The organism is Campylobacter sp. BCW_6463, from assembly GCF_001762785.1.
In the GTDB taxonomy this organism is placed as follows: Bacteria; Campylobacterota; Campylobacteria; order Campylobacterales; family Campylobacteraceae; genus Campylobacter_D; species Campylobacter_D jejuni.
The window spans coordinates 106,826-131,935 of sequence record NZ_MJXL01000009.1 but is presented as its reverse complement, the minus strand read 5'-3'; the positions used below and the strand labels follow the sequence as shown (position 1 = coordinate 131,935).

General features: G+C 30.7%; 29 protein-coding genes and 1 pseudogene. 15 read left to right on the top strand and 15 right to left on the bottom strand.

Going from position 1 to position 25,110, the window contains the following annotated elements:
* Position 1 precedes the first annotated feature (1 nt).
* From AJ884_RS01165 to AJ884_RS01145, 5 genes are read left to right on the top strand one after another with little or no spacing between them, the layout of a single operon-like run.
* Complete coding sequence (locus AJ884_RS01165; protein ID WP_070274303.1) at positions 2–763, top strand: ATP-binding protein; 762 nt, start codon at positions 2–4, stop codon at positions 761–763.
* Positions 760–1,446: an endonuclease III domain-containing protein gene (locus AJ884_RS01160; protein WP_070233061.1), complete on the top strand. Its 687-nt coding sequence runs from the start codon at positions 760–762 to the stop codon at positions 1,444–1,446. The genes AJ884_RS01165 and AJ884_RS01160 overlap by 4 nt, the downstream gene beginning before the upstream one ends.
* Positions 1,443–2,255, top strand: a complete 813-nt coding sequence (gene thiD / locus AJ884_RS01155; RefSeq protein WP_070210341.1) for a bifunctional hydroxymethylpyrimidine kinase/phosphomethylpyrimidine kinase — start codon at positions 1,443–1,445, stop codon at positions 2,253–2,255. Before AJ884_RS01160 ends, thiD begins: the two co-directional genes overlap by 4 nt.
* Positions 2,245–2,877 (top strand): thiamine phosphate synthase, encoded by a 633-nt coding sequence (gene thiE, locus AJ884_RS01150; RefSeq protein ID WP_044779157.1) that lies wholly within the window; start codon positions 2,245–2,247, stop codon positions 2,875–2,877. Before thiD ends, thiE begins: the two co-directional genes overlap by 11 nt.
* Positions 2,855–3,484: a uroporphyrinogen-III synthase gene (locus tag AJ884_RS01145; protein ID WP_070274302.1), complete on the top strand. Its 630-nt coding sequence runs from the start codon at positions 2,855–2,857 to the stop codon at positions 3,482–3,484. The genes thiE and AJ884_RS01145 overlap by 23 nt, the downstream gene beginning before the upstream one ends.
* Here AJ884_RS01145 and AJ884_RS01140 read toward each other — a convergent pair.
* From AJ884_RS01140 to fliW, 5 genes are read right to left on the bottom strand one after another with little or no spacing between them, the layout of a single operon-like run.
* Entirely contained in the window at positions 3,481–3,933 is a 453-nt protein-coding gene (locus AJ884_RS01140) for a hypothetical protein (protein ID WP_002859148.1), read from the bottom strand. The genes AJ884_RS01145 and AJ884_RS01140 overlap by 4 nt on opposite strands.
* Complete coding sequence (locus AJ884_RS01135) at positions 3,930–4,592, bottom strand: hypothetical protein (RefSeq protein ID WP_070286349.1); 663 nt, start codon at positions 4,590–4,592, stop codon at positions 3,930–3,932. Before AJ884_RS01135 ends, AJ884_RS01140 begins: the two co-directional genes overlap by 4 nt.
* Positions 4,589–4,891 (bottom strand): type II secretion system protein, encoded by a 303-nt coding sequence (locus AJ884_RS01130; protein ID WP_070274298.1) that lies wholly within the window; start codon positions 4,889–4,891, stop codon positions 4,589–4,591. The genes AJ884_RS01135 and AJ884_RS01130 overlap by 4 nt, the downstream gene beginning before the upstream one ends.
* Entirely contained in the window at positions 4,888–5,619 is a 732-nt protein-coding gene (locus AJ884_RS01125) for a pyrroline-5-carboxylate reductase (protein ID WP_002861800.1), read from the bottom strand. Before AJ884_RS01125 ends, AJ884_RS01130 begins: the two co-directional genes overlap by 4 nt.
* Entirely contained in the window at positions 5,619–6,008 is a 390-nt protein-coding gene (fliW, locus tag AJ884_RS01120; protein ID WP_002852982.1) for a flagellar assembly protein FliW, read from the bottom strand. The genes AJ884_RS01125 and fliW overlap by 1 nt, the downstream gene beginning before the upstream one ends.
* A gap of 160 nt (positions 6,009–6,168) precedes the next feature.
* Here fliW and bamD point away from each other — a divergent pair, with 160 nt between their 5' ends.
* Positions 6,169–6,816, top strand: a complete 648-nt coding sequence (gene bamD / locus AJ884_RS01115; protein WP_002861799.1) for an outer membrane protein assembly factor BamD — start codon at positions 6,169–6,171, stop codon at positions 6,814–6,816.
* Positions 6,817–6,832: 16 nt separating this feature from the next.
* A complete protein-coding gene (gene lon, locus AJ884_RS01110) occupies positions 6,833–9,208 on the top strand; it encodes an endopeptidase La (protein ID WP_070286348.1) in 2,376 nt (791 codons plus the stop codon).
* Between the two features lie 60 nt (positions 9,209–9,268).
* Here lon and rpsR read toward each other — a convergent pair whose 3' ends face one another.
* The 3 genes from rpsR to rpsF are packed head-to-tail and all read right to left on the bottom strand — an operon-like array spanning position 9,269 to position 10,474.
* Positions 9,269–9,529 carry a 30S ribosomal protein S18 gene (gene rpsR, locus AJ884_RS01105; RefSeq protein ID WP_002853032.1) on the bottom strand — a complete coding sequence of 87 codons (261 nt, stop codon included), beginning with the start codon at positions 9,527–9,529 and terminating at the stop codon, positions 9,269–9,271.
* A 10-nt stretch (positions 9,530–9,539) separates the two neighbouring features.
* Positions 9,540–10,088, bottom strand: coding sequence for a single-stranded DNA-binding protein (locus AJ884_RS01100; protein WP_070286347.1), 549 nt, complete (start codon positions 10,086–10,088; stop codon positions 9,540–9,542).
* Between the two features lie 8 nt (positions 10,089–10,096).
* Positions 10,097–10,474: a 30S ribosomal protein S6 gene (gene rpsF, locus AJ884_RS01095; protein ID WP_002812868.1), complete on the bottom strand. Its 378-nt coding sequence runs from the start codon at positions 10,472–10,474 to the stop codon at positions 10,097–10,099.
* A gap of 217 nt (positions 10,475–10,691) precedes the next feature.
* Here rpsF and AJ884_RS01090 point away from each other — a divergent pair, with 217 nt between their 5' ends.
* On the top strand, positions 10,692–11,966 hold the full coding sequence (locus AJ884_RS01090) for an MFS transporter (protein WP_002861796.1): 1,275 nt from the start codon (positions 10,692–10,694) through the stop codon (positions 11,964–11,966).
* Entirely contained in the window at positions 11,963–12,964 is a 1,002-nt protein-coding gene (locus tag AJ884_RS01085) for a sugar phosphate isomerase/epimerase family protein (protein ID WP_053872671.1), read from the top strand. Before AJ884_RS01090 ends, AJ884_RS01085 begins: the two co-directional genes overlap by 4 nt.
* Here the strand turns inward: AJ884_RS01085 and AJ884_RS01080 are convergent.
* The 7 genes and pseudogenes from AJ884_RS01080 to AJ884_RS01050 form a co-directional block, all read right to left on the bottom strand.
* The gene (locus AJ884_RS01080; RefSeq protein ID WP_070286346.1) at positions 12,957–13,817 is read right to left on the bottom strand and encodes a VirK family antimicrobial peptide resistance protein; all 861 of its coding nucleotides are present in this window, start codon (positions 13,815–13,817) and stop codon (positions 12,957–12,959) included. The two genes, AJ884_RS01085 and AJ884_RS01080, sit on opposite strands and share 8 nt — an antisense overlap.
* Positions 13,810–14,916, bottom strand: a complete 1,107-nt coding sequence (gene rseP, locus AJ884_RS01075; protein ID WP_002852927.1) for an RIP metalloprotease RseP — start codon at positions 14,914–14,916, stop codon at positions 13,810–13,812. The genes AJ884_RS01080 and rseP overlap by 8 nt, the downstream gene beginning before the upstream one ends.
* Positions 14,913–15,449, bottom strand: coding sequence for a CDP-diacylglycerol--glycerol-3-phosphate 3-phosphatidyltransferase (gene pgsA, locus AJ884_RS01070; protein WP_070286345.1), 537 nt, complete (start codon positions 15,447–15,449; stop codon positions 14,913–14,915). The genes rseP and pgsA overlap by 4 nt, the downstream gene beginning before the upstream one ends.
* Positions 15,450–15,573: 124 nt before the next feature.
* The gene (locus AJ884_RS01065; protein WP_002861791.1) at positions 15,574–16,179 is read right to left on the bottom strand and encodes an NAD(P)H-dependent oxidoreductase; all 606 of its coding nucleotides are present in this window, start codon (positions 16,177–16,179) and stop codon (positions 15,574–15,576) included.
* Entirely contained in the window at positions 16,179–16,799 is a 621-nt protein-coding gene (locus AJ884_RS01060) for an NAD(P)H-dependent oxidoreductase (protein ID WP_002880780.1), read from the bottom strand. Before AJ884_RS01060 ends, AJ884_RS01065 begins: the two co-directional genes overlap by 1 nt.
* A gap of 63 nt (positions 16,800–16,862) precedes the next feature.
* Positions 16,863–17,287 (bottom strand): annotated as a pseudogene (locus AJ884_RS01055) (GNAT family N-acetyltransferase).
* An 11-nt stretch (positions 17,288–17,298) separates the two neighbouring features.
* Positions 17,299–18,387: a CinA family protein gene (locus tag AJ884_RS01050; protein ID WP_070286344.1), complete on the bottom strand. Its 1,089-nt coding sequence runs from the start codon at positions 18,385–18,387 to the stop codon at positions 17,299–17,301.
* A gap of 98 nt (positions 18,388–18,485) precedes the next feature.
* Between AJ884_RS01050 and ileS the strand changes: the two genes are divergently transcribed.
* From ileS to AJ884_RS01020, 6 genes are read left to right on the top strand one after another with little or no spacing between them, the layout of a single operon-like run.
* Positions 18,486–21,233, top strand: a complete 2,748-nt coding sequence (gene ileS, locus AJ884_RS01045; RefSeq protein ID WP_070286343.1) for an isoleucine--tRNA ligase — start codon at positions 18,486–18,488, stop codon at positions 21,231–21,233.
* Positions 21,233–21,343 carry a hypothetical protein gene (locus AJ884_RS01040; protein ID WP_002880777.1) on the top strand — a complete coding sequence of 37 codons (111 nt, stop codon included), beginning with the start codon at positions 21,233–21,235 and terminating at the stop codon, positions 21,341–21,343. Before ileS ends, AJ884_RS01040 begins: the two co-directional genes overlap by 1 nt.
* A complete protein-coding gene (gene gatA / locus AJ884_RS01035) occupies positions 21,340–22,701 on the top strand; it encodes an Asp-tRNA(Asn)/Glu-tRNA(Gln) amidotransferase subunit GatA (protein WP_070286342.1) in 1,362 nt (453 codons plus the stop codon). Before AJ884_RS01040 ends, gatA begins: the two co-directional genes overlap by 4 nt.
* A gap of 9 nt (positions 22,702–22,710) precedes the next feature.
* Entirely contained in the window at positions 22,711–24,168 is a 1,458-nt protein-coding gene (guaB, locus tag AJ884_RS01030) for an IMP dehydrogenase (protein WP_070286341.1), read from the top strand.
* Positions 24,165–24,338, top strand: coding sequence for an exodeoxyribonuclease VII small subunit (gene xseB, locus AJ884_RS01025; protein ID WP_002853034.1), 174 nt, complete (start codon positions 24,165–24,167; stop codon positions 24,336–24,338). The genes guaB and xseB overlap by 4 nt, the downstream gene beginning before the upstream one ends.
* Complete coding sequence (locus AJ884_RS01020) at positions 24,331–25,107, top strand: carbon-nitrogen hydrolase family protein (RefSeq protein ID WP_070233073.1); 777 nt, start codon at positions 24,331–24,333, stop codon at positions 25,105–25,107. Before xseB ends, AJ884_RS01020 begins: the two co-directional genes overlap by 8 nt.
* Positions 25,108–25,110: the final 3 nt, after the last annotated feature.

The window sequence follows — 25,110 nt, the reverse complement described above, 5'->3', positions numbered from 1 at the left end:
AATGGATTGGAATAAAACTTATGCAGCAATTTATAGAGCAAGAAAAGACTATTTAAAGCCTATTTTTGAAATCGATCCTATTGCTTTAAAAGATTTAGTAGGTATGGAAAAACAAAAAAAAGCACTTTATGAAAATACTTTAAATTTCATTCAAAACAAAGGGGCAAATCACGCACTTTTATGGGGATCTAAGGGTACTGGAAAATCAAGTTTAATTAAGGCTATATTTAACGAATTTAAAGATCAGGGCTTAAGACTTGTTGAATTAAATAAAGAAGATTTATTTGCCTTAGCAGATATCATCGATGAAATCAGATTAGAAAATTTTAAATTCATACTTTTTTGTGATGATTTTTCTTTTGAGAAGGGAGATGATAGTTATAAATTTTTAAAACCTTTACTTGAGGGAAGCATAGAAAAAGCCCCAAATAATGTAATTATTTATGCGAGTTCAAATCGTAGGCATTTATTAAGTGAAAGCATTGCTGATAATCTTGATACGCAAATTGCACATACAGAACTTCATTTAAGCGATGCTGCTGAAGAAAGATTAAGCTTGAGTGATAGATTTGGTTTGTGGTTAAGTTTTTATCAAGGAAATTTAGAAGAGTATTTAAAGATGATAGATTTTTATTTTAAAGATTATTCTTGTGATAAAGAGCTTTTACACGCTAAAGCTAAAGAATTTACTACTCTAAGAGCAAGTAGAAGTGGTCGTACTGTGAAGCAATTTTATTTGGCTTTTAAGGAGAATTTTAAATGACTGGAGCGCAAATTTTTACCAAGCTTTTAAATTTGGATTTAAATTATCATGATTTTGATTGGCTTGAAAATCAAGGATTGAGTGAATTTGAGCTTTTAATTTCTGTGATTTTAACTCAAAATACAAATTGGAAAAATGTCTTAAAAGCTTTAGACAATTTAAAAAAAGAAAATATTGCAAGCTTAGAACAAATCAATACTTTATCCAATTTAGAACTTGCAACTTTAATTAAGCCTAGCGGATTTTACAACACCAAAGCCAAGCGTTTAAAAGGCTTGGTAGAAAGTATCATAAACACTTATAAAAATTTAGAAAATTTTAAAACAAATGTAAGCAGAGAATGGCTTTTAAATATCAAAGGTTTAGGTTTTGAAAGTGTTGATGGTATTTTAAGCTATCTTTGTAAAAGAGAGATTTTGGTTGTAGATAGCTATAGTTTGCGTTTGGCTTTTTACTTAGGTTATGAGTTTGAAAATTATGAAGAATTAAGAGAATTTTTTCAAAGTGGCATAGAAAGTGAGCAAGAAAATTTGTGTAAAATTTTAGGAAAAAAATGCGAACTTTACGAACTTTATCAAATTTTTCATGCTTTGATCGTAGCTTTTGCAAAACAGAGTTTTAAAGGACAAAAATTAAGCCCTAAGGGTGAAGAATGGATCAAAATTTTAAAGGAAGATTTATGAAAGCAAAAGGAAGTGAACTTATACCTGTTTTAACTATAGCAGGGAGTGATTGTAGTGGTGGAGCAGGGATACAAGCCGATCTTAAAACCTTTAGTGCACACAATCTTTTTGGTATGAGTGTGGTTTTAAGTGTGGTAGCTGAAAATACCGCAAGGGTGATTTCTGTACACGATATACCTACTCAAAGCGTGGACGAACAAATGCTTGCCGTGTTTGAAGATATAGCGCCAAAGGCAACTAAAATCGGAATGATAGGTTCTTGTGAATTAATGAGCTGTGTAGCTAAAAATTTAAGCGAGTTTAAACCTCAAAACATAGTGATCGATCCTGTAATGTTTGCTAAAAATGGTTATGCTTTAATGCCTCAAGAAAATTGTGATTTTTTCAAACAAACCATAGTAAAATTTGCAGACATTCTTACGCCTAATATTCCTGAAGCAGAGTTTTTATGTGGTTTTAAGATTGCCAATGAAGAGCAGATGATAAAGGCAGCTAAGCATTTATGTAGCTTGGGAGCTAAGGCAGTTTTACTTAAAGGCGGGCATAGTGAAGAAAATGCCAATGATGTGCTTTATGATGGAAAAGAAATTTATATTTTAAAAGGCGAACGCATAGAAACTAAAAATACTCATGGTACAGGTTGTACGCTTTCTTCGGCTATTGCTAGTAATTTAGCTAAAGGCAAGGATTTATTTTATGCCGTTAGTGAAGCCAAAGAATATGTAAGAAATGCGATTTATTATTCACTCAATCTTGGAAAAGGTTGTGGTCCTACAAATCATTTTTTCAAGTTTTTAGATGAAAAATAAATTAGATCTTAGCCTTTATTTGGTTGCTACTAAGGGAAATAAAAGCGAGGAATGTTTTTTAAATACTTTAGAAAATGCTATAAAAGGCGGAGTGAGTATAGTTCAACTTCGTGAAAAAGAGCTTAATGCAAGAGAATTTTACAAACTAGGTTTAAAGGTGCAAAAACTTTGCAAGGCTTATAAAATACCTTTTTTGATTAACGATAGAGTGGACATAGCTTTAGCCTTAGATGCTGATGGGGTGCATTTAGGGCAGGAAGATTTAGAAGTAAAACTAGCTAGAAAGCTTTTAGGAGATGAAAAAATCATAGGCTTAAGCCTTAAAAAGCTAGAACAACTTGAGTTTATACAAGGAGTAAATTATCTAGGTTGCGGAGCTATCAAGGCAACGCCTACTAAAGAAAGTTCGCTTTTAAGCCTTGAGCTTTTAAGCCAAATTTGTGATAAAAGTCCTATAGGGGTTGTAGCTATAGGAGGGGTTGATAAAGCAGTGCTTGATGAGTTAAAGGGTATAAATTTAAGCGGCGTGGCTGTGGTTAGGGCGATCATGGATGCTAAAGATGCTTTTTTGGCAGCTAAAGAGCTAAAGCGTAAAATCTATGAAAATTTACCTCTTAAATGAAACTCCTTTTAAAGGGGTGGAAAATCTTATTTTAAATGAGATTATTTTTTATGATTTTAGTATAGATTTGAGTTTGTATGATGTTTTAATCTGTACTTCAAAAAATGCTTTAAAAGCTTTACAACATGCAAAAATCACTTTAAATTTCAAACTCAATTTATACGCTGTAGGACAAAGTACAGCTCAATACGCTAAAAATTTAGGTTTTAAAAAGATTAAAATTCCATCAAAGGCTTATGGAAAAGATCTTTTTCTTGAATTTAAAGAGGAATTAAAAACGCAAAAATGTTTGTATTTAAGGGCTAAAAATATTGTTTCGACTTTAAATTTGGATCTTAAAAATGCAGGTGTGGATTTAGATGAAATAATTGTTTATGAAAATGTTTTTAAAAAAGGTGACAAAAAACTTACTCATCCTGCTATTTTTATATTTACCTCTCCTTTAAGTGTAGAAAATTTTTTAAAATTTTATAGCTTAAAAGAAGAAGATAAGGTTGTAGTTATAGGACAAAGCACAGCAAAGAAGCTTTTAAATTTTAAAAATCTTTATATATGCGAAAATCAAAGTCTTTTAGAGTGTGTTAAGCTTGCTAAGACTTTGGTTTAATTTTTTAAATTCCAAAAATTTTCTTTGGGATAAATAATAATGCTTTTTGTGAGTAAAATTTCATCATTGACGTTTTTATCACGATTTAAAGCAATGCTAATGTGGGCTATAATAACACCATCTTTGCTTAAATTTGCATCGGGATTAAAGTTGGAAAATTTAAAATTAACACATTGTGCAATAGGATAAAAATATTTTATTTTAATCAAAGCTTTTGTGTAATTAAAATATATATTATCTAAACATTCTTTATTTTCTTGCTTTGCTTGATATAAAAAATATTTAGAAAATTGTGTTGCATTATGACTTAAAATTTGAGCTTGAAGGTAGTAATAACTATCTTGGATTATTTTTGGAGTGTAGCTAGATATGTTTAAGGTCAAGCTCATCCATAGACTTATTAGTAATATTAAAAAAATTGTCCAAATTAAAACATAAGCTTTTTTCATAGTAAAATTCTTTTTTCAAGACAATATTTTGCTTGTCTTTTTAGGCAAATTTTTAATTTATTGTTTTGCAGGTTAAATGAGTTTATGTTTTTAGAAATTAATCCTTGTTGGTTTAATTGTTCATTAAATTTTGGCTTTATTTCATATATAAGTTCTCCATTTTGCAATTTGATAACTAATTGAGCTTGCAAAGGAATAAAACTACCTGTAAAATTTGCAGATATACCATTTTCTAAGATGAATATTTTTTCAACCTTATTAATTTTATAAGCATAGCCAATATGTTCATTGTCATTATATAAATCTTTTCTATTTTGGAGTTGTGTTTTAAAATCAGAATGAGGTGAATAAAGTGTATGATTATTTTCTAAAATAAGAGCAGAGTTAATAAGATAAAGTTTATTATCTTTTAGGCTAATTAACTCATCTTTTAAAAGACATTTTAATGTATTTTGTGAAAATGTAATATTAATACAATTTTGTATTAATTTTTCTATTTTAAGCAAGTTTAAATGTGCTTGAGTGATAAGATTGTTTGTATGTAAAGCAGTGAAATTTAAATGATAAAAATCCATTAAAGGTTTTGAAAGTAAGCTAGTTATAAAAGTAAAAAGTATTAGTGATAATATAAGTTCAAAAAGTGTAAAAGCTTTGCTCATTCTTTAAAATAAACACTATAATTTTGATCTTGAAAATATAATTTTTGAAATTGAAATATACCATCATTAACAAACTGTTCTTGTAAAACTATAGGTTTTAAGGCTGAAGTTTGAAGTATGATGGTTTTAAAAATGGGCTTTTCATATAATTCTTCTTGAAGTCTATAGAGTCTTTCAAAAATATTTAAATTTTCATAGTTTTTGTAAAGTTGAGTATAATAATAAAAAATGCCAATGAAAATTAAAGATATGATCGTTATAGCACTAATACTTTCTATAAGTATGAAAGCCTTTTTCATTTAGCGCTGCTAGCATTTATGGCTTCAAAAAAACTTCCGCGAATTCCTTTTTGTTCGAGTATTTTTATGCCTTTTATTGTAACTCCGCCAGGGGAGCAAATATTTTCTTTGATAATAGCTGGATGTTCATGTTCTAGTAAAGTACTAGAGCTTTTAAATAAAGAGCGCGTAAGATTGAGACTAAGTTCTTTTGACAAACCTTCATAAACTCCAGCATTAGCAATACTTTCTGCTATAAGTGCTAAAAAAGCAGGAGCGCAGCCGCTAATCGCCATAGCTGCATTCATTTGTATTTCATTATCTAATTTATAAGCCGAGCCAAAAGTTTTTAAAATGTCTAAAATTTCATTTTCAAAATGAGAGTTTTTAAGTATATATGGTGTGGTTGAAGCCTTATATTTAGCTGCTGTATTAGGCATTATTCTAACATAATTTTGAGCTTTGATGGTTTGTAGTTTTTCAAAATCAACATTGGCTAAAACAGAGATTAAGATACGTGCTTGTCCTTTTAGCATTTGAGCAATATTTTCTAAAGCATAGGGTTTAAATGCTAAAATAACATCTTTACCTTCTATGTTAAAATCTTTGTAAAGTAAGGTTTTAAAGCCTTCTTTGGTGAGGGCTTGAAGTTTTTCTATGCTTCTTCCTACTATACAAATTTCATAATTATCTTTTAATCCATAGGCTAAGGCTGTTGCCATAGCTCCATTTGCAAGTATATAGAGCATTATTTTTTAATATAATTAGCAATTTGATCAGCTTGAAAAAAGTCCGGATAATTAACTGTATCTAGTATCACTTGTACCATAGTATTATTATCAAGATTAATGACTACTGGAGCTAGAAAATTCACTGTCGATTCTTCAATGCTTTTTGCTATGGCTACTATATTAAAAATTTTCATATTAGATTCAGGTGTTAAAGAAAGAAGCTCTTGATAATAAGTTGGTATATCAAATTCATAATCAGGTCTAATTAAATAAGGATTAATTAAAACAAAAGAAAAGTCTTTACCATCAAGACTTTTAAGTCTTACAAATACTTCATCGATAGTTGAAAATTCCATATTTTTGGTTTCTTCAAAACCTAAGATAGGGCATTTAACAGCTAGGGTCATGTTTTCTCCTCAAGTTATAATGTTTAATATTTTAACATAAAATAAGCAATAATCATTCCAAAATTTTAAATTATTTAATTAATTTTATTATAATTTTAGAAGAACATAATTATAAAATCGTTAAAATATAGATTTTTGAGAATATAAATCAAGGTGAAGTATGAAAAAAGGTATTTTTTTATTGGTTTTTTTAAGTGTTTTTTTTAATGCGTGTAGTACGAAAAATGATGAAGGTTTATACAATCTTAGTGCTAGTGAGTGGTATAAGCAAATTATTAAAGATTTACAGGACAAGGATTTGGAAAAAGCCGATGATCATTATAATGGCATGGCAAGTGAGCACATTGCCGATCCTTTATTGGAAACTACTTTAATTATTTTAGCACAAGCTCATATGGATGAAGAGGAATATAAGTTAGCTGAATTTTATTTAGATGAATATAATAAAAAATTTGGAAATTCACGCAATGCTGATTATATTCGCTATCTTAAAATTAAAGCAAAATTTGATGCATTTGCAGTGCCAAATCGTAATCAGGCTTTAATGCTTGAAAGCCAAAAAGAAATAGATACTTTTTTGAAAGATTATCCTTATACAGAATATGAACCTTTGGTTCAGACAATGCTTACAAAATTTAATTTAGCGGTTTTTTATCTTAATAGTACTATAGAAAATCTATACCAGCGCATAGGGCATGATGAAAGTGCACAAATTTATAAACAAAGACTTCAAGAAAGTGAATTTTATCAGCAAAGTATTATCAAACCTGAGCTTCCTTGGTATAGAAGTATATTTGAAAGATTTTAATAAACAAGGAAAATAAATGCAGATTGAAGAGATACAAAATTATCCAGCAAATTTACCAGTATTGGTTGAAGATGAATTATTTTTATATCCTTTTATGATAACTCCTATTTTTATTAACGATTCATCCAATATGAAAGCTTTAGATCTTGCGATTAAAAATGATAGTATGCTTTTTGTTGTGCCTTCAAGGTTGGAAAATGGAAGAAATTTTGATGAAATTTATAATTGTGGAGTGATTGGGACTATCATGCGAAAAGTTCCTTTACCTGATGGAAGGGTGAAAATACTTTTTCAAGGATATGCTAAGGGTAAAATTATAGAGCAAATTTCTAATAAACCTTTAGAAGCCAAGATAGAACTTATAAAAGAAGACTTTTTAGAAGGAACTAAAAAAGAAGCGCTTCTTGAAGTTTTAAAAGAGAAGGTAAAAAATTTGGCAAATATTAGTCATTATTTTTCTCCGGATCTTTTAAGAACAATTGAAGAAGGTTTTGATGCGTCTAGGATTTGTGATTTGATTTTAAATACTGTGCGTATTAAAAAACAAGTTGCTTATGAGTTTTTTGTTTTAACAGATCTTGAGCAAAAATTAGTAAAATTAATAGATTTAATTGCCCAAGAAATAGAAGCCAATAAAATTCAAAAAGAAATTAAAAATAAAGTACATTCTCGTATTGATAAGGTAAATAAAGAATATTTTTTAAAAGAACAATTAAGACAAATTCAAAAAGAGCTTGGTTCTGACACACAAAAAGAAGATGAGGTTAGAGAGTATCAAAAGCGTCTGGAATTAAAGAAGAAATTTATGCACGAAGATGCTTATAAAGAAATCAAAAAACAAATTGAAAAATTCGAACGCATTCATCAAGATAATTCCGAAGCATCGATGATTCAAACTTACATAGAAACAGCATTAGATATTCCTTTTGAAAAAATTTCTAAGAAAAAACTTGATATTAAAGAAGTTTCAAAACAGCTCAACCATGATCATTATGCATTAAATAAACCAAAAGAACGCATAGAAGAATATTTTGCAGTTAGGGAACTTTTAGAAAAAAGAAAAATAGCAGAAAAAGATGGTGCTAAAGTTATACTTTGTCTTTATGGACCTCCTGGCGTGGGTAAAACTTCACTGGCAAATTCTGTTTCAAAAGCTTTAAAAAGAGAGCTTATTCGCATAGCCTTAGGCGGACTTGAAGATGTTAATGAGCTACGTGGTCATCGTAGAACTTATATAGGCGCTATGCCTGGACGTATTACCCAAGGACTCATAGAGGCAAAACAAATTAATCCTGTAATTGTATTGGATGAAATTGATAAATTAAATCGCAGTTTTAGAGGCGATCCAAGTGCGGTGCTTTTAGAAATTTTAGATCCAGAGCAAAATTCTAAATTTAGGGATTATTATTTAAATTTTAATATTGATTTAAGTAAAGTCATTTTTATAGCAACGGCAAATGATATTAGCAATATTCCTGCACCTTTAAGAGATAGAATGGAATTTATAGAACTTAGCTCTTATACTCCAAGTGAAAAATTTCATATAATGAAAAAATATTTAATTCCAGATGAGCTTAAAAAACATGGCTTAAAATCCAATGAATTATCTATTGATGATGAAACTATAGAGTTAATCATTAGTGATTATACTCGTGAATCAGGAGTCAGAAATTTGCGTCGCAAAGTGGCAGAGTTGTGTCGTAAGAGTGCTAAAAAACTACTTTTAGAAAATATTAAAAAAGTCATTATTAATACAAAAAATTTGAATGAATTTTTAGATAAAAAAGTTTTTGAAATAGAAAAAAATAATGGAGAAAATCAAGTAGGTCAGGTTAATGGTTTGGCTTGGACAAGTGTAGGTGGAGATGTTTTAAAAGTAGAGGCTGTAAAAATTAAAGGTAAAGGAGAATTAACGCTCACGGGAAGTTTGGGTGATGTAATGAAAGAATCAGCTAGAATTGCTTTTAGCATGATAAAAGTTTTAATCGATGAAGGAAAAATAAAAATACCTAAAAAAATAATTATCGATCCTAAAGTTAATGTTTATGATAGTTATAATATTCATATACATGTGCCAGATGGAGCTACTCCAAAAGATGGCCCAAGTGCAGGCATTACGATAAGCACAGCCATTGCTTCTATTTTTAGTGATAAAAAGGTTAAAGCAGATGTTGCAATGACAGGTGAAATAGATTTAAAAGGAAAAGTTTTACCAATAGGTGGATTAAAAGAAAAATTAATTGCAGCTTATAAAGCAGATATAAAAACAGCTTTAATCCCAAGAAAAAATTATGAAAGGGATTTAAAAGATATTCCTAGTGAGGTTAGAGACAATATGGAAATCATTGCTGTTGATACTTTTAGTGATGTCTTAGAATATACTTTGGTTTAATTTTATTTTGAGAATAAATGTATAAGAAAGCAAACTTTTTACAAGTTTGCTTTTAAAAGATTATAGTCCTTCAAAAGGATTGTTGATTACTTCTTTTCTATCCACTATATAAGGGATAAGGGCTACATGTCTTGCACGTTTGATTGCAACTTCTACCATTTCTTGGTATTTTTTGCTTGTGCCTGTTAAACGGCGTGGCATGATTTTAAATCTTTCAGATAAAGCATGTTTTAACATTGCTGTATCTTTATAATCAATAAATTCAACTTTTGCTTCAGTGTATTTGCAATATTTGCGAGAGTATTTTCTTTTTTCTGCCATAGTTTATCCTTTAAAATGGTAAATTAGTATCATCGCTATCATAAGCATCGATATCAATTTCTTTTAATTTTTCTTCGTGTTGTGGGTTTTGGTTTCTTTGTGGAGCAGGGTTTGCTTTTGCTTTATTAAAATTTTGATTTTCACTCATATAAGGATCATAGCTTTGATTTTCATAGTTTCCACTATAATTGTTGTTTGAAAAGCTATTATTGCCAATTCCACCTTGTTGTGGAGCATTGGAATTGCTAAGCATTTCCATATTTTCAACTTGAATGCTATGTTTAGAGCGATTTTGTCCATTTTGATCACTCCACTGTTCAAATCTCAAACGTCCTTCTATGAGTACTTTTGAACCTTTTGTAAGGTATTGGTTTGCAACTTCTGCGGTGCGACCATAAAAGCTTATATCAATAAAGCAAGTTTCTTCTCTTTTTTCTCCATTTGTGGTAAATCTTCTTGTTACTGCGATAGCAGAAGCTCCAATAGCACTACCGCTTTGTGCATAACGCATTTCTATATCGCGTGTAAGATTTCCAACCAAAACAACTTTGTTAAACATCTTTTTCCTTATTGAATTTCAGGAGCATCTAAAGGTTTGATTTCTTTTTTAGATTGCTTAATCCCGTGGCTTAGTTTTTCCCAAGCTGCAATTTCTTTTTTATTTTCATATTTTACGATTAAAAATCTTATTACTTCTTCAGTGATTCTTAACACCCTTTCAAGCTCGGCGATCAAGTTTGTAGGAGCTTTGAAATAAATCACAAAATAAGTTCCTCTTTCGTATTTTTTGATTTTATACGCTAATTTTCTAGTGCCCATTGGAACAACAGTTTCAATTTCTGCACCATTTTTGGTTAGGACTTCTTTAACAAATTCCAACTTCGCATTCACTTCCTCTTCGGTAAGTGTTGGTTTTAAGATAAATAAAACCTCATAATGTTTCATCTTTTCTCCTTATGGATATTAAAGCCCATTTTCATGAGCAAGGATTTTGCATAAAGCAAGACTAGATTATATCAAAATATACTTAATTTATACTTCAATAAGTGTTGTAACTTTTTGTAATTACCTGTTTATAATTTAAAGGTGAAATTTTAACCTTTTATCTTAATCCGTGATATAATTAATTTAAGTTGCGAATTGTTAAAAAAGGAGGGTGAATATGAATAGTACGAAACCTATTCGTTGGTTTACTTTTATCGTTTTAGTTATTGGCGGAGGAACTGTTTTCAAACTTTCCTCTTTAAAAGATGCCTTTTATGTGCCTATGCAAGAATTTATGAATCTTAGCAATACACAAATTGGACTCGCGCTCTCAGTTTATGGCATAGTGCAAACGGTGGGAAATATTGCATCCATTTATATAGCAGATAGATTTTCTAAAAAAATACTCATTCCTTTTTCATTGGTTTGTGTGGGTTTGGTTGGAATTTATATTTCTACTTTTCCTTCTTTTTATGGAATTTTAATAGCTTGGGGTTTGCTTTCTTTATTTGGAGAAGTTGTGTATTGGCCTGTTTTGCTTAAAGCCATTCGCTTGCTTGGAGATTCTACTCAACAAGGAAGACTTTTTGGATTTTTAGAAGCAGGACGTGGTGTTATAGATACTATAGTTGCTTTTAGTGCTTTGGGAATTTTTTTACTTTTAGGGTCTGGCGCAGGTGGACTTAAGGCTGCTATATTATTTTATAGCGCTTGTGTGATTATAGCAGGTATTTTGGCATATTTTCTACTTGAAGATGACAAAATTAATACCCAAGATGAGCAAGGAAATGAAATCAGTAAAAACAAAGCCGCTTGGAATGGAGTTATCAAAGCGATTAAAACTCCTGAAATTTGGGTGGTATCTTTGACCATTTTTACTATTTATTCTGTGTATTGTGGTTTGACTTATTTTATTCCATTTTTAAAAGATATTTATGGTATGCCTGTGGCTTTGGTCGGTGCTTATGGTATTATCAATCAATACACTTTAAAATTAGTAGGTGGGCCAATTGGGGGATATTTAGCAGATAAAACCTTTAAATCTTCAACAAGATATTTGCGTTTTGCTTTGATTTTAGCAGCCTTGGCCATATTAATTTTTGTTTTTATGCCTCATGAGAAATTAAATATTTATTTTGGTATGAGTTTAACCTTAGGTTTTGCCGCTCTTGTTTTTACTATGCGTGCGACATTTTTTGCTCCTGTGGATGAGATAGAAATGCCTAGGGAAATTAGTGGAGCTGCTATGAGTATAGCTTGTATTTTTGGTTATTCTCCACAACTTTTTTGTTTTGCACTTTATGGTTTTATGATCGATCGTTTTAAAGGTTTATTAGGCTATCAAATTGTTTTTGCGTTAATGGGGATTTTTGCTATTTGTGGTGTGATTGTAACTACGATTTTGCTTAAGATGATAGCTAGAAAAAAAGCATTAAAAGGAGTGGTATCATGAAAATAGGTTTAGAAACTGAAAGCATGCATTTATGGTTTCAAAATGGTAGGATGGATATATTTTCTTATATCGATTTTGCTAAAAATTTGGGCTGTGAGGGTGTGATTATAAATATCATTAAAGATTTTGGTTTGGATGAAGAATGGGGATGCTTAGGAAGCGATGACGAAAATCATCTTAAAAAAATTAAAGCCAAATTGGATGAATACAATATGTATTGTGAGATTGACTCTAAGGGTTTTAATAAAGATAAATTTGAAAAAATTGCTAAAGTAGCTTCTATTTTAGGTGCTAAAATTATACGCTCTTATGTGCCCTTAACCGATAAAAATAAAAAAGTTAAACATGCTAGCGATGGGGCTTATGATGATTCTAAAATTACTACTAGATTCGATAAAGAAGATTTTTTAGCTACAAAGGATGAAATAAAAGCTTTGATACCGATTTTGGAAAAATATGATTTAAAACTTGCTATAGAAAATCATGAGTATCAAACTTCAGAGGATTTGCTTGATTTGTTGAAATTGATCAGTCATCCTAAAATAGGATTTTTATATGATTTTGGAAATTCTATGATGGCCTATGAAGATCCTATAAAAGCTTGCAAAGACATGGCTAAATATACTTTTAGCACGCATTGTAAAGATCATATAGTTTTCATTGAAGAGGGTGTAGAATATGTTTGCGGCGTTCCTTTGGGAGAAGGAAATTTAGACATTAAAACTTGTGTAGAAATTCTTAAAAAAGAAGGACTTGACCGTATTAATGTAGAGCAATGTTATCCTTATTGTGCGACTTTTAAAAGAGAAAAAGGAACAGGCGGGGTTAAAGAATTAGGTAAAGGGGCTTTTAAGATAGAAAAATCTTTGTTTGAAGATTTAAAAGCTATGCAGTATTATTATCCTCAAGAAGTATCTCAAGAATGCTTAGAGAGGCTTTTAAAACTTCAAAAAAAAGGTTGCGAGAAAAGTGTAGAATATTTAAAAAGTATTATTTAGATAAAATTTGGAATAAATTTTGTTTAATATTTTCAAGCATGGCAAAACGTTTTTTATACATGGAGCGTTTTTGTGAAGGGATTTCTTCTAGGTTTTTTTGCGAGTGGTGGAGCTTGTAGTATTTGTGTTTATCGATTTTTATCAATTCTCCACCATTTTCTAGCCAAATTTTTTGATAATCTACAAAATAGCCTTTTTCTTTTCCTTTTTGAGAACGGATTTGATTTTTTTCATGTACACCTAAAGTAGTTTGAAGTTTTAAAATTTCACAAAGCATCTTAGAGCATTCTATAAGTAAAGCAACAGGGCGCAAACCATGACATTTTTTAGTTAAAATTTTATTAATTTCTAAAATATTAAAATCTTTGTATTTATGTCCTTGTATACAAGAAAGTAGAAGATTGTTTTCTAAAGTAAAGCAAAAATTACATTGTAAGATTGTGTATTTTTTAAATTTTAAAGAAAAAGCCCAAAAACCTTCTTCGCAAACATTATAGTTATATCCTAAAAAAAGCTCAAAATCTTCATCAAAAGAAAAAATTATTTGTTCCTCGGGAAGGAATTTAAAACAAGCGAGTCCCTTATCAACATCATAAATAAGTGTTTTAACACGTTCATTTGCTTTAAAACTTTTATCGCAAAATCTTCTTGTAGCATTGTAACAAGCATAGGGTCTTTGAGAGAAAAAGTCTTTTAAATGTTTATTTTTTTCTTTATTAAGCGTTTTTTCTAGAAGTCTTACTTGAGGAAAATATAAAATTTTTCTTGCTTGAAAACGCAAATAGCGCCAAAAGATTATACTTTTTCTTCTATCAGTAAAATTTGGAATAGGGTAGGAAAATTTTTTATTCACCTATAATCCTTGATATATCATTATAAGTTGCAAAGAGCATTAAACTTAAAAGTATTGCCATGCCTGTATAGCTTAAATATTCAAAAGTACGCTGTGGAACTTTGCGTCTAAAAATCATTTCATAAAGATTAAAAAGTATATGTCCTCCATCAAGCATAGGAATAGGTAAAAGATTTAAAATGCCTAAATTTATAGAAATTAAAGCAGTGATAAATAAAAGCAAAGTAAAGCTATTTTGTGCAGCCTTTGAGGTAATTTCAGTCATGGTGATAATACCGCCTAAATTTTTTGCTTCAACTTCACCACTTATGAGTTTTACAATACCCTTGATGATGAGTGTAGAAGCTTGAAAACTTTCTTGTGCGGCATATTTAAAACTTTCTAAACCTTGGTGTTTTACAAGAGTGCTTGTCCCATTTGGACTGACTCCAAGTTGAGGTTTTTCAACGATTTGTCCAAAGTCATTGTATCCTTGTCCTATTTTTGGAGTTAAAATAAATTCTAAATTTTTTCCTTCTCTATTGATTAATATTTTCAAAGGATCTAAACTTAAATGCTTTGAAATTTCATCAAAGGTTTGAATTCTTATACCGTTAATTTCTAAGATAGTATCATTTTTTTGAAGTCCTATTTCTTGTGCAGCAGAGTTTGGCGCTATGTTTCCTATTTGCGGAGCAAGTTTGTTTAGACCTAAATTTCCTATGATAATATAAAGAAAAAAAGCTAAAATTAGATTAAAAAATGGTCCAGCAAAAAGAATATAAATCTTTTTTAAAGGACTTAAAATGCTATAGCTATCTTTGTCTAGATTTTCAAAACCAGGACGCATATCATCTTGTCCTTTAAGTTTAACATATCCTCCAAGTGGTAAAGTGCTTAAGCGATAGTTTGTGCCTTTAAATTCACGCTCTATAAGACTTTTTCCAAATCCTATACTAAAAACTTCAACTTTTACACCCAAAGATCTTGCAGCCAAAAAATGTCCTAATTCGTGAAAGAAAATTAAAAATGAGATGACTAAAACAGTTGCTAAAAATTCAATAGAATAAAATTTAATTCCCAAAATCAAAATAACAATTAAAAATAATAAAGATCTCATTTTTCTCCTTTTTTTTGAGCTTTTATATAAGTATAGATGTATTCAAATCCAGAATAAAGAGTTAAAATCAAAGCTATGTAAAGTAGAATTTCTCCGCCTATCCACTCCATGATTAAAAATCCTATCGCAGTCATTTGAAAAGCGGTTTTAAGTTTGCCTGCAAAAGAAGCATTGACATTTAAATTTTCACTGATCATTACAACTCTAAAACCCGTGATAAAAAATTCCCTTACTAGTATAATATAAATTACCCATTCATTAGCTTTTCCTGTAAGCAAAAGCCCTAAAAAAGCTGCTAAAACAAGCATTTTATCGGCTAATGGATCTAAGATTCCGCCCAGTTTTGTAGTTTGTTTCCAAGTTCTTGCAATGTATCCATCAAAAAAATCACTCAAAGCTGCTAATGAAAAAGTTAAAGTAGCAAAATAGTTAATCCAACTTTGATGAATATTTTCAAAATGATGAATTAATAAAAAAAATAGCAAAGGCGCTAAAACCATTCTAAAAACCGCCAAGATATTGGGTAAATTCATAACAAGCCTTGTGAAATTAAATGTAAAATTATAATCAAAATTGTATAAAATTTAAGCAAAGACTTAGTAAAAATACAAAAAAGAATCAGTTTATTTTTATTTAAATTTTGCTTTTAAGCAAAATTTAAATAAATTTTACAACTTCATCAAAACTAAAACGATTTTTTTGAGGATTTTTTTCATCGTTGCAATATCCTAAAGCCACCACCAAACTTGATCTTTCTTTTTGAATATCAAGTGATAAATAAGAATCAAGCTTTTCTTTATCAAAACCACCTATAGTACAACTTGCTATATTTAAAGCATTAGCACTATAAATTATGCTAGCTAGAGCTATATGAGCTTGTTCTCTTGCATAAGATATTTTTTGTTCTTGATTTAGAGATTTTAAAAAAGGCATATAAGTATCTAAGCGTTTTTGAATTTCTGTTTCACTCATATCTCTTTTTCTAAGTTTTTCTTCAAAATAATCTAAAAAATCAAGTCTTGAAATGATGATAATTAATACAGCGCAATCTTTTACATGTTTTTGTTGGTTGCAAATTTTAGAAAGCTCTTCTTTTCTTTTCTCATCTTGCACTACTATAAATTTCCAAGGTTCCAGTCCTAAGGAACTGGGACTTAATCTTGCTATTTCTAAAATAGAATTTAAATCCTCTTTTTTGAGTTTTTCATTTTTAAAATTTCTACAAGAATATCTTGTGCTAAAAATTTCAAGTTCTTTTTTCATTATTTTTCCTTGTAAAATTCGACGACTTCATTAAAATTTAAGCGTTGAGTAGAATATTTTGGTTCGTGGGCTTTATATCCTAAGGATAAAATTACAGCAGTTTCAAAAGGATAAGTTAAATGAAGAAAATCATCAACCTTAGTTTTTTCAAAGCCACCTATCATACAAGAATCAATACCTAAGCTCATTGCAGCTAGCGACATTTGCATCATAGCAAGATAGCATTGAAGTTGTGCGTAATGATAGAGTTCATCATCATTCATTGCATTGGTTTTATGGGTGTAAATTTCTAAAATTTTTTGAAAATTTTCTTCGCTAGAACCTGAGAAACGACGCACTTGTTTTTGTGCAAATTCATCTTTGCTTTGAAGATCTTTTCTTGCTAGAAAAATAATATTATGACTCGCACTTGCTACATTTTGTTGATTGTAACATAGGGTTGAGAGTTTAAGATTGTGTTCTTTTTGTTCTAATACTACAAATTTCCAAGGCTCAAATCCATGTGAGCTCGGGGCTAAGACTCCACTTTCTAAGATACAATGCAAATCCTTTTCATTGATTTTTTTATCATTAAAAAGTTTACAAGCTCTGCGTTTTGAAATTAGTTCTTTAAAATTCATTTTATTCCTTAAAATCAAAAATAATAATATTAATTATAAAATGCAAAGCTTAATCAAAAAATATTATAGTTTGATATTTTTCTTAAAAACAAAACCGGATTTTTCAAAACCCATTTTTTGGATATAAAATTCATGAGCTTGTGTTCTAAAAAAACTTGAACTTAGTTCTAATTCTTCATATCCTTGATCTTTTGCCCAAATTTGGATTTTTTTCAAAAAGCTTGACCTATACCTTTTCCTCTTAAAGTTTCATCTACGACAAAATCACAAATATAAAGACAATGGTTATGATAAAGCACATTAAAAGGCATGACTCCACAAGCTGCTTTGTAGCTTCCCTCATTTTCATAGGCAAAAAGTTTATAATGTTGAGTTTGTGTAGCAAGTTGGAATTTGTCTAAAAAAACTTTCAAAGATAGATTGTTTCTTAATTGTTTTATCAAGGGATAAATTTTTTCCAAGTCTTCTTTTAGCTTAATTTCTTTCATTTTTAAATCCTTTAAATTTCAAAAATTTCAGGTTTTAATTTTAAAAGCAAGCAAAAAGATGCTAAAACGGCTTGTTCTTGCATAAATTCACGATCCCCATCTAAATAAAGAGTTTCTTGGACAAAAGTTCCATCTCTAAACATTGCGCCTATATAAATAGTGCCTGATTTTATTTTTCCCTCATCTTTTTCGCCAACTACTCCGCTAATAGCTAAGGCAAAATCAGGATTAGCTGTTTTAAAAATACCTTTTAGCATAAAATAAACACAACGTTCACTGTATTCGCCATTATTTTCTAAGACGCTTTCGCTAATTCCAAGCCATTCGTGTTTGATGCGGTTGGAATAACTTACAATAGATCCTTCAAAAATTTCACTTACACCTGAAATTTTGGTTAAGGTGCTTGCACAAAGTCCGCCTGTGCAACTTTCAGCAAAAGAAATTTTTAATTTTTTTTCTAAAAGTTTAGAGCTTATAAAATGTATAGGATCTTTACCTAAAAATACTTTTTGTCCAAAAAGATTTTTTACGCTATTTAAAAAACCATCAAGTTTTCCAAAATTAGCGCAAGTGGCCTTAATAAGCACAAGATTATCTAAAAGCTTGGTTGATTTTATACTTATCTCATAAGATTTTGTTAGGGTTTGCAGTAGTAATATAGCGCTTTCATCATCCATGCCAAAAATGCAAAAATATGCAAAATTTAATTTTATATGCCCAAGAAGATCAGGTAATTTTCCGCTTGGATTTATTTTAACGACATTAATTTTTGAATTTGAAAAATTACATACAAAGCTATTTTTACTAAATTCTGCTTTATCTGGAACCAAGGTATCATCTTTTAAGATAAGATTATCATCATTTAAAGTTGCTAAAATTTTAGCAACAGTCGCATAATGCAAAGGGCTTGTAAATAAAGTGATAAAATCATACTGATTTAAGAGATTTTCAAGCAAAAAGGGTAAATCTTTATCGGTTTTATTTTGTATGCGAATTTCGTTAATTTCTTTAAATTTTTCTTCATAAGTTCTATAAATATAATTTTTGAATTTTTCGTTTATAGTAAGCTCATCTCCTATAAGATAAAGCAAATGTTTCATAAATTTTCCTTTTTTTCTTATAATTATAGCCAAAAACAAAGTAGAAATTAAAGCTAATTTGAGTAGAATTTAAGATTATTAAAAATTAGGTGGAAAAAATGGACTACAAAGAAACTCTACTTTTGCCCAGCACTACTTTTGCTATGCGGGCGAATTTAGCGGAACTTGAACCGCAAAGATTTAAAAAATGGTTTGAGCAAAATTATGCTTATGAAAAAATGAAAGAAAATCGCAAAAATGCGAAAAAAAGTTTTACCTTGCACGATGGCCCCCCTTATGCTAACGGACATATTCATATAGGACATGCTTTAAATAAAATTTTAAAAGAAACTATTATCAAAACGCATTATTTTAAAGGTGAGAGTGTGCGTTTTACTCCAGGGTGGGATTGTCATGGTTTACCTATAGAACAACAAGTAGAAGTAAAGCTTGGAGAAAAGAAAAAAAGCTTAAGCAAGAAAGAAATTCGTGAGTTTTGCAGACAACATGCGAGTGAATTTGTAGATATCCAAAGAGAAGAATTTAAAAATTTAGGCATTATTGCGGATTGGGATAAGCCTTATTTGACTATGAAATTTGAGTTTGAAGCAGCGATTTATAGAACTTTATGTGAGATTGCTAAAAAAGGCTTACTTTGTGAGCGTTCTAAACCTGTTTTTTGGAGTTGGGCGGCAAAGTCAGCTTTAGCGGAAGCTGAAGTAGAGTATCAAGATAAAGAAGATTATTCTATCTTTGTGGCTTTTGATTTAGATGTAAAAGCTTGCGAAAAATTAGGCGTTTCAAAAGCAAGCGCAGTGATATGGACAACTACGCCTTGGACTTTGGTGGCTAATCAAGCTATAGCCTTAAATCCTAACGAAAATTATGTGATCACTAAAGAAGGTTTGATTTTTGCAAGTGCTTTGCTTAAAAGCATGGTAGAAAAAGGACTTACAAGTGGAGAAATTCAAAAAGAACTCAACGCAAAAGAATTTGAAAAACTTGAAGCTATCAATCCTTTAAATGGAAGAAAATCTGTTTTAATTATGGGCGAGCATGTATTGATGGATGGTGGAAGTGGACTTGTACATACTGCACCAGGACATGGCGAAGATGATTACTATGCTTGTTTGAAATACGGTATTGAAGTTTTAATGCCTGTTGATGATAGTGGATGTTATGATGAAACTTTAAGAGCTAAAGGGCTTTTGCCTTCTCATTTGCTTGAAGAGTTTATAGGTCTTCATATTTTTAAGGCCAATGAAAAAATTTTAGAACTTTTAGGCGAAAAACTGTTACATTCTTCTAAATTTATACACTCTTATCCATTTTGTTGGAGAACGCATAAGCCTGTGATTTATAGAGCTACTAAACAATGGTTTATTTTAATGGATGAACCAAAACTTCAAGGAAAAACTTTAAGAGAGTGTGCAAAAGAACAACTTTTAAAAACAACCTTTTATCCGCAAAGTGGGGTAAAAAGAATAGGTTCTATGGTGGAAAATCGCCCAGATTGGTGTATTTCAAGACAAAGGGACTGGGGAACGCCTATAGCCTTTTTTAGAGATAAAAACACTAAAGAAGTGATTTTTGATGATGAACTTTTTGACTTTGTAGCAGCTATTTTTGAAAAACACGGTGCTGATGCGTGGTGGGAGTTTGAAATCAAAGATTTAATTCCTACAAATTCAAAATACAAAGCTGAAAATTTAGAAAAAGTATATGATATTTTAGATGTTTGGTTTGATAGCGGAAGTACTTTTAATGCAGTTTTAAATAGCGGACTTTATGACGCAGGAGAAAAAAGAGCAAGTATGTATTTAGAAGGAAGCGATCAGCATCGGGGTTGGTTTCAAAGCTCTTTGCTTGTAGGTACAGCGATCAATGAAAGCGCACCTTATGAAAGCATTTTAACTCATGGTTTTACCACCGATGAAAAAGGGCAAAAAATGTCTAAATCTAAAGGCAACGTGATCGCTCCTGAATATGTAGCAAAAACCTATGGAGTTGAAATTTTAAGACTTTGGATACTTTTAAGTGATTATTCAAGTGATTTAAAAATTTCAGACAATATCTTAAAACAAGTGGGCGAACAATACCGCAAAATAAGAAACACTATAAGATTTTTACTTGCTAATACCAATGATTTAAAAGATTTAGAAGTTAAAGAATTTAGTTTTATTGATAAATGGATATTAAGTCGTGCAACCAAAGTTTTTAAAGCAAGTAAAGAAGCATTTTTTGCTTATGAATTTGCTAAAGGTTTTAGTTTGCTTTTAAATTTTTTAAGTGCGGATTTAAGTGGGATTTATCTTGATATCAGTAAAGATAGGCTTTATTGCGATAGTGAAAATGCCCAAAGAAGAAAATCTGCTCAAGTGGCTATGGCTTTGATAGCAAAAGAACTTTTAAATTTACTTGCTCCAAATTTAAGCTATAGTGTAGATGAGGCTTTAGAACATGCTAATGTTTTAATCAAAGGCGATGCAAAAGATGTATTTGATTTGAGTTTAACTCAGGATTTTGATTATGATTTTGGTATAGATGATACATTTTTAATGAGTGCTAGAGAGAAATTTTTTGAACAAATTGATATGCTTAAAAAAGATAAAATCATTAAATCCACCTTGGAATTAAATTTAAACATTAGTTTTAATAAATTCCCAAATGAGGAATTAGCCGATTGGTTTATGGTAAGTCAAATCAGTAATGAAAATGAAGAAATTTTGGCTGAATTTGAAGTAGAGAATGAGAAATTTAAAATCACCAAAGCTTCACTTTGTAAATGCCCAAGATGTTGGAAACTTCAAAGTAAAGATGAAGAAACACCTTGTTTAAGATGTGAAGAAGTTTTAAAAGGGGTTTAATGTTAGAAAATCCTATTCCAAATAGTATTATCATTGCAACTATAGCGGTGGTTTTGGCTTTTAGTGCTTTAGCAGTATTTTTGATCAAAAAAACAAAGGAAAATAAATGATAACTTTAAAAGAAGCTTTAAAATACTCCAAAGAAGAACTTGAAAATTTAAAAAAAGAACTCAATGAAAAAGCAAAAAAAGAAAAAAAAATAGGTGCTTATATCGAACAATTTTTAGATAAGGACTTAAGTGTTTCAGGTGAAGGTGTGCCTGTAGCTATAAAAGATAATATCAGTGTAAAGGGCTGGGAGCTTACTAGTGCGAGTAAGATTTTACAAGGTTATATCGCTCCTTATGATGCAAGTGCGATTGTTAATTTAAAGGCTAACGGTTTTTCTCCTTTTGGGCGTTGCAATATGGATGAATTTGCTATGGGAAGTTCAACAGCGAGTTCTTGTTATGGAAAAACTTTAAATCCTTTAAATTTTGAGCGTGTTCCAGGTGGGTCAAGTGGTGGAAGTGCTGCTGCGGTAGCGGGTGGCTTGGCTTTAGCAAGTTTAGGTTCTGATACAGGTGGATCTGTGCGCCAACCTGCGGCTTTTTGTGGTTGTGTAGGATTTAAACCGAGTTATGGAAGAGTAAGTCGCTATGGTTTGGCTTCTTATTCTTCAAGTTTGGATCAAATCGGAGTTTTAACGCAAAATGTAGAAGATGCGGCAATTTTATATGATGCGATCGCAGGATATGATAAAATGGATAGCACGAGTGCAAATATCGAGTTTATCAAAACCGCTTCAAATTTAAATGCAAATAAAAAATTAAAAATCGCAGTGATTGAAAATTATGTCAATGATGCAGATAGCGAAGTAAAAAACGCACTTTTAAAAACCATAGATATGTTAAAAGCTAATGGACATGAGATTGTATATAAAAATTTGCTTGATTCTAAGTTTGATATCGCAGCGTATTATATCATCGCAACAGCTGAAGCAAGTGCAAATTTAAGTCGTTATGATGGGGTGCGTTATGGCAAGCGTTCTGAAAATATCCAAAATTTAAAAGAAATGTATGTAAATACACGCAGCGAAGGTTTTGGCGAAGAAGTAAAAAGAAGAATTTTGTTAGGAACTTTTGTTTTAAGTAGTGGATATTATGATGCGTATTATATCAAAGCACAAAAAGCTAGAGCTTTTATCAAGGCAAAATATGAAGAAATTTTGCAAGATTGTGATCTTATTTTTATGCCTGTAACTCCTACAACGGCTTTTAAATTTGATACTCAAAAAAGCCCTATACAAACTTATTTAGAAGATGTTTATACTATCTCTGTAAATTTAGCAGGACTTGGAGGTATTAGTGTGCCTGTTGCAAAAGATAAAGAAGGGCTTAATATATCAGCACAGCTGATTTGCAAAGCTTATGATGAACAAACCTTGTTAGATGGGGCTTTAAGTTTAGAACAAATGATTAAAAATTAAGGATGAAAGATGAAAATTGTAAAAAGAGCTTTAACTTTTGAAGATGTATTACTGCGTCCTGGGTATTCTGAAGTTCTACCTAAGGAAGTAAAAATTCACACTAAACTAACAAAAAATATCACTTTAAATATGCCTTTAATCTCTGCGGCTATGGATACAGTTACTGAACACAGAGCTGCTATCATGATGGCAAGACTTGGAGGACTTGGGGTAATTCATAAAAATATGGATATAGCTTCACAAGTTAGAGAAGTAAAAAGAGTGAAAAAAAGCGAAAGCGGAGTGATTATCGATCCTATTTTTGTAAGTCCTAAAGCAAGTGTTGCAGAGGCTTTAGAAATCATGGCAGAGTATAGAATTTCAGGTGTTCCTGTAATAGATGAAGATAAGAAACTAATAGGCATACTTACCAATCGTGATTTAAGATTTGAGAGTGATTTTTCAAATTTGGTTGAAAATGTTATGACTAAAATGCCTTTAATCACTGCTCCAAAAGGTTGCACTCTAGACGATGCGGAAAAAATTTTTAGCACCAACAAAGTAGAAAAACTTCCTATAGTTGATGAACAAGGACGCTTGGAAGGACTTATCACTATAAAAGATCTTAAAAAACGCAAAGAATATCCTGATGCCAATAAAGATGGTTTTGGAAGATTGCGTGTGGGTGCGGCTATAGGAGTAGGGCAAATGGATCGTGTGGATGCTTTAGTTGAGGCAGGCGTTGATGTTGTTGTGCTTGATTCTGCGCATGGACATTCTAAGGGTATTATTGATACAGTAAAAGCAATTAAAGCTAAATATCCAAATTTAGATCTTATCGCAGGAAATATTGCTACTGCAGCCGCAGCAAAAGCACTTTGCGAAGCAGGGGTAGATGCGGTTAAAGTAGGTATTGGGCCAGGAAGTATTTGTACTACGCGTATTGTTTCAGGTGTGGGTGTACCTCAAATTTCAGCCATTGATGAATGTGTGGAAGAAGCAAATAAATTTGGCGTTCCTGTGATAGCCGATGGCGGGATTAAATATTCAGGTGATATTGCAAAAGCTTTAGCTGTAGGTGCGAGTTCTGTTATGATAGGATCGCTTTTAGCTGGAACAGATGAAAGTCCAGGAGAGCTTTTTACTTATCAAGGAAGACAATATAAGTCTTATCGTGGTATGGGCTCACTTGGGGCTATGCAAAAGGGAAGTTCAGACAGATATTTTCAGCAAGGTACTGCTCAAGATAAACTCGTTCCTGAAGGTATAGAAGGGCGTGTTCCTTATGTGGGAAGTATAAGAAGCGTGGTGCACCAACTTTTAGGAGGTTTGCGTTCTTCTATGGGTTATGTTGGGGCTAAAGATATAGAAGATTTTCAAAAAAGAGCTGAATTTGTTGAAATTACTACTGCAGGGCTTAAAGAAAGTCATGTGCATGATGTTACTATCACTCATGAAGCACCAAACTACAAGGTTAATCATCAATGAGTTTTGAAGAAAATTTAAAACACGCTAATGAATCTTTGGAAAAATTAAACAATCAAGAGCTTGCCTTAGATGAAAGTGTAAAAATTTATAAAGAAGGTTTAGAGAGTATCAAAAAAGCAAGACTTGAGCTTGAAAAAGCAAAATTAGAAGTGGAGCAAATCGATGAGTAAAATAGCAGCTTTACAGTTTCCAACTTTAGCTTTAAGTGAATCAAGGCTTGATTATTATCTCAAAGCTTCAAAAGACAATGGGGCAAATTTAGTAGTTTTGGGAGAATATGTGATCAATAGTTTTTTTACAGAACTTTTGCATATGCCAAAAAATATGATAAAAGAACAAAGCGAAGCTAAAAAAGAAAGCTTGATTAAACTTGCTAAAAAATATGAATTAGAAATCATCGCTCCTTATGTAAGCGTTGAAGCTAAAAGTTATAAAAAACTTTGCTTAAAAGTTACTCCAAATGGTGTTAAAAGTTATGAACAGCAAATTTTAATGCCTTATGAACATTGGAATGAAGAAAAATTTTTCAGCAACAAAACTCCATCAGAGTTAAAAATTTTTACTTTTAATTATGAAAAATTAAAATATGCCTTACTTTTTGGTTTTGAGACCCATTTTGATATCTTTTGGCAGCAGATTATGGCGAAAAAAATTGATTTGGTTATCGTTCCTAGTGCTTGCACCTTTGAAAGCAAACAAAGATGGGAAGAACTTTTAAAAACAAGAGCTTTTTTAAATTCTACAAGCATTTTAAGAGTAAATCGCATAGGCAAAACAAAAGATGAATGGAATTTTTACGGCGATACTTTGTTTATTAATGCTTTTGGTGAGATAGAAAGTAAATTAGGTTCTGAAGAAGAAATGCTTATCATAGAGCCTAAAAAAAGCGATGAGGCAAGAAAACTTTGGGCTTTTGATAAAATTCTTAAGAATTTTTAAAGA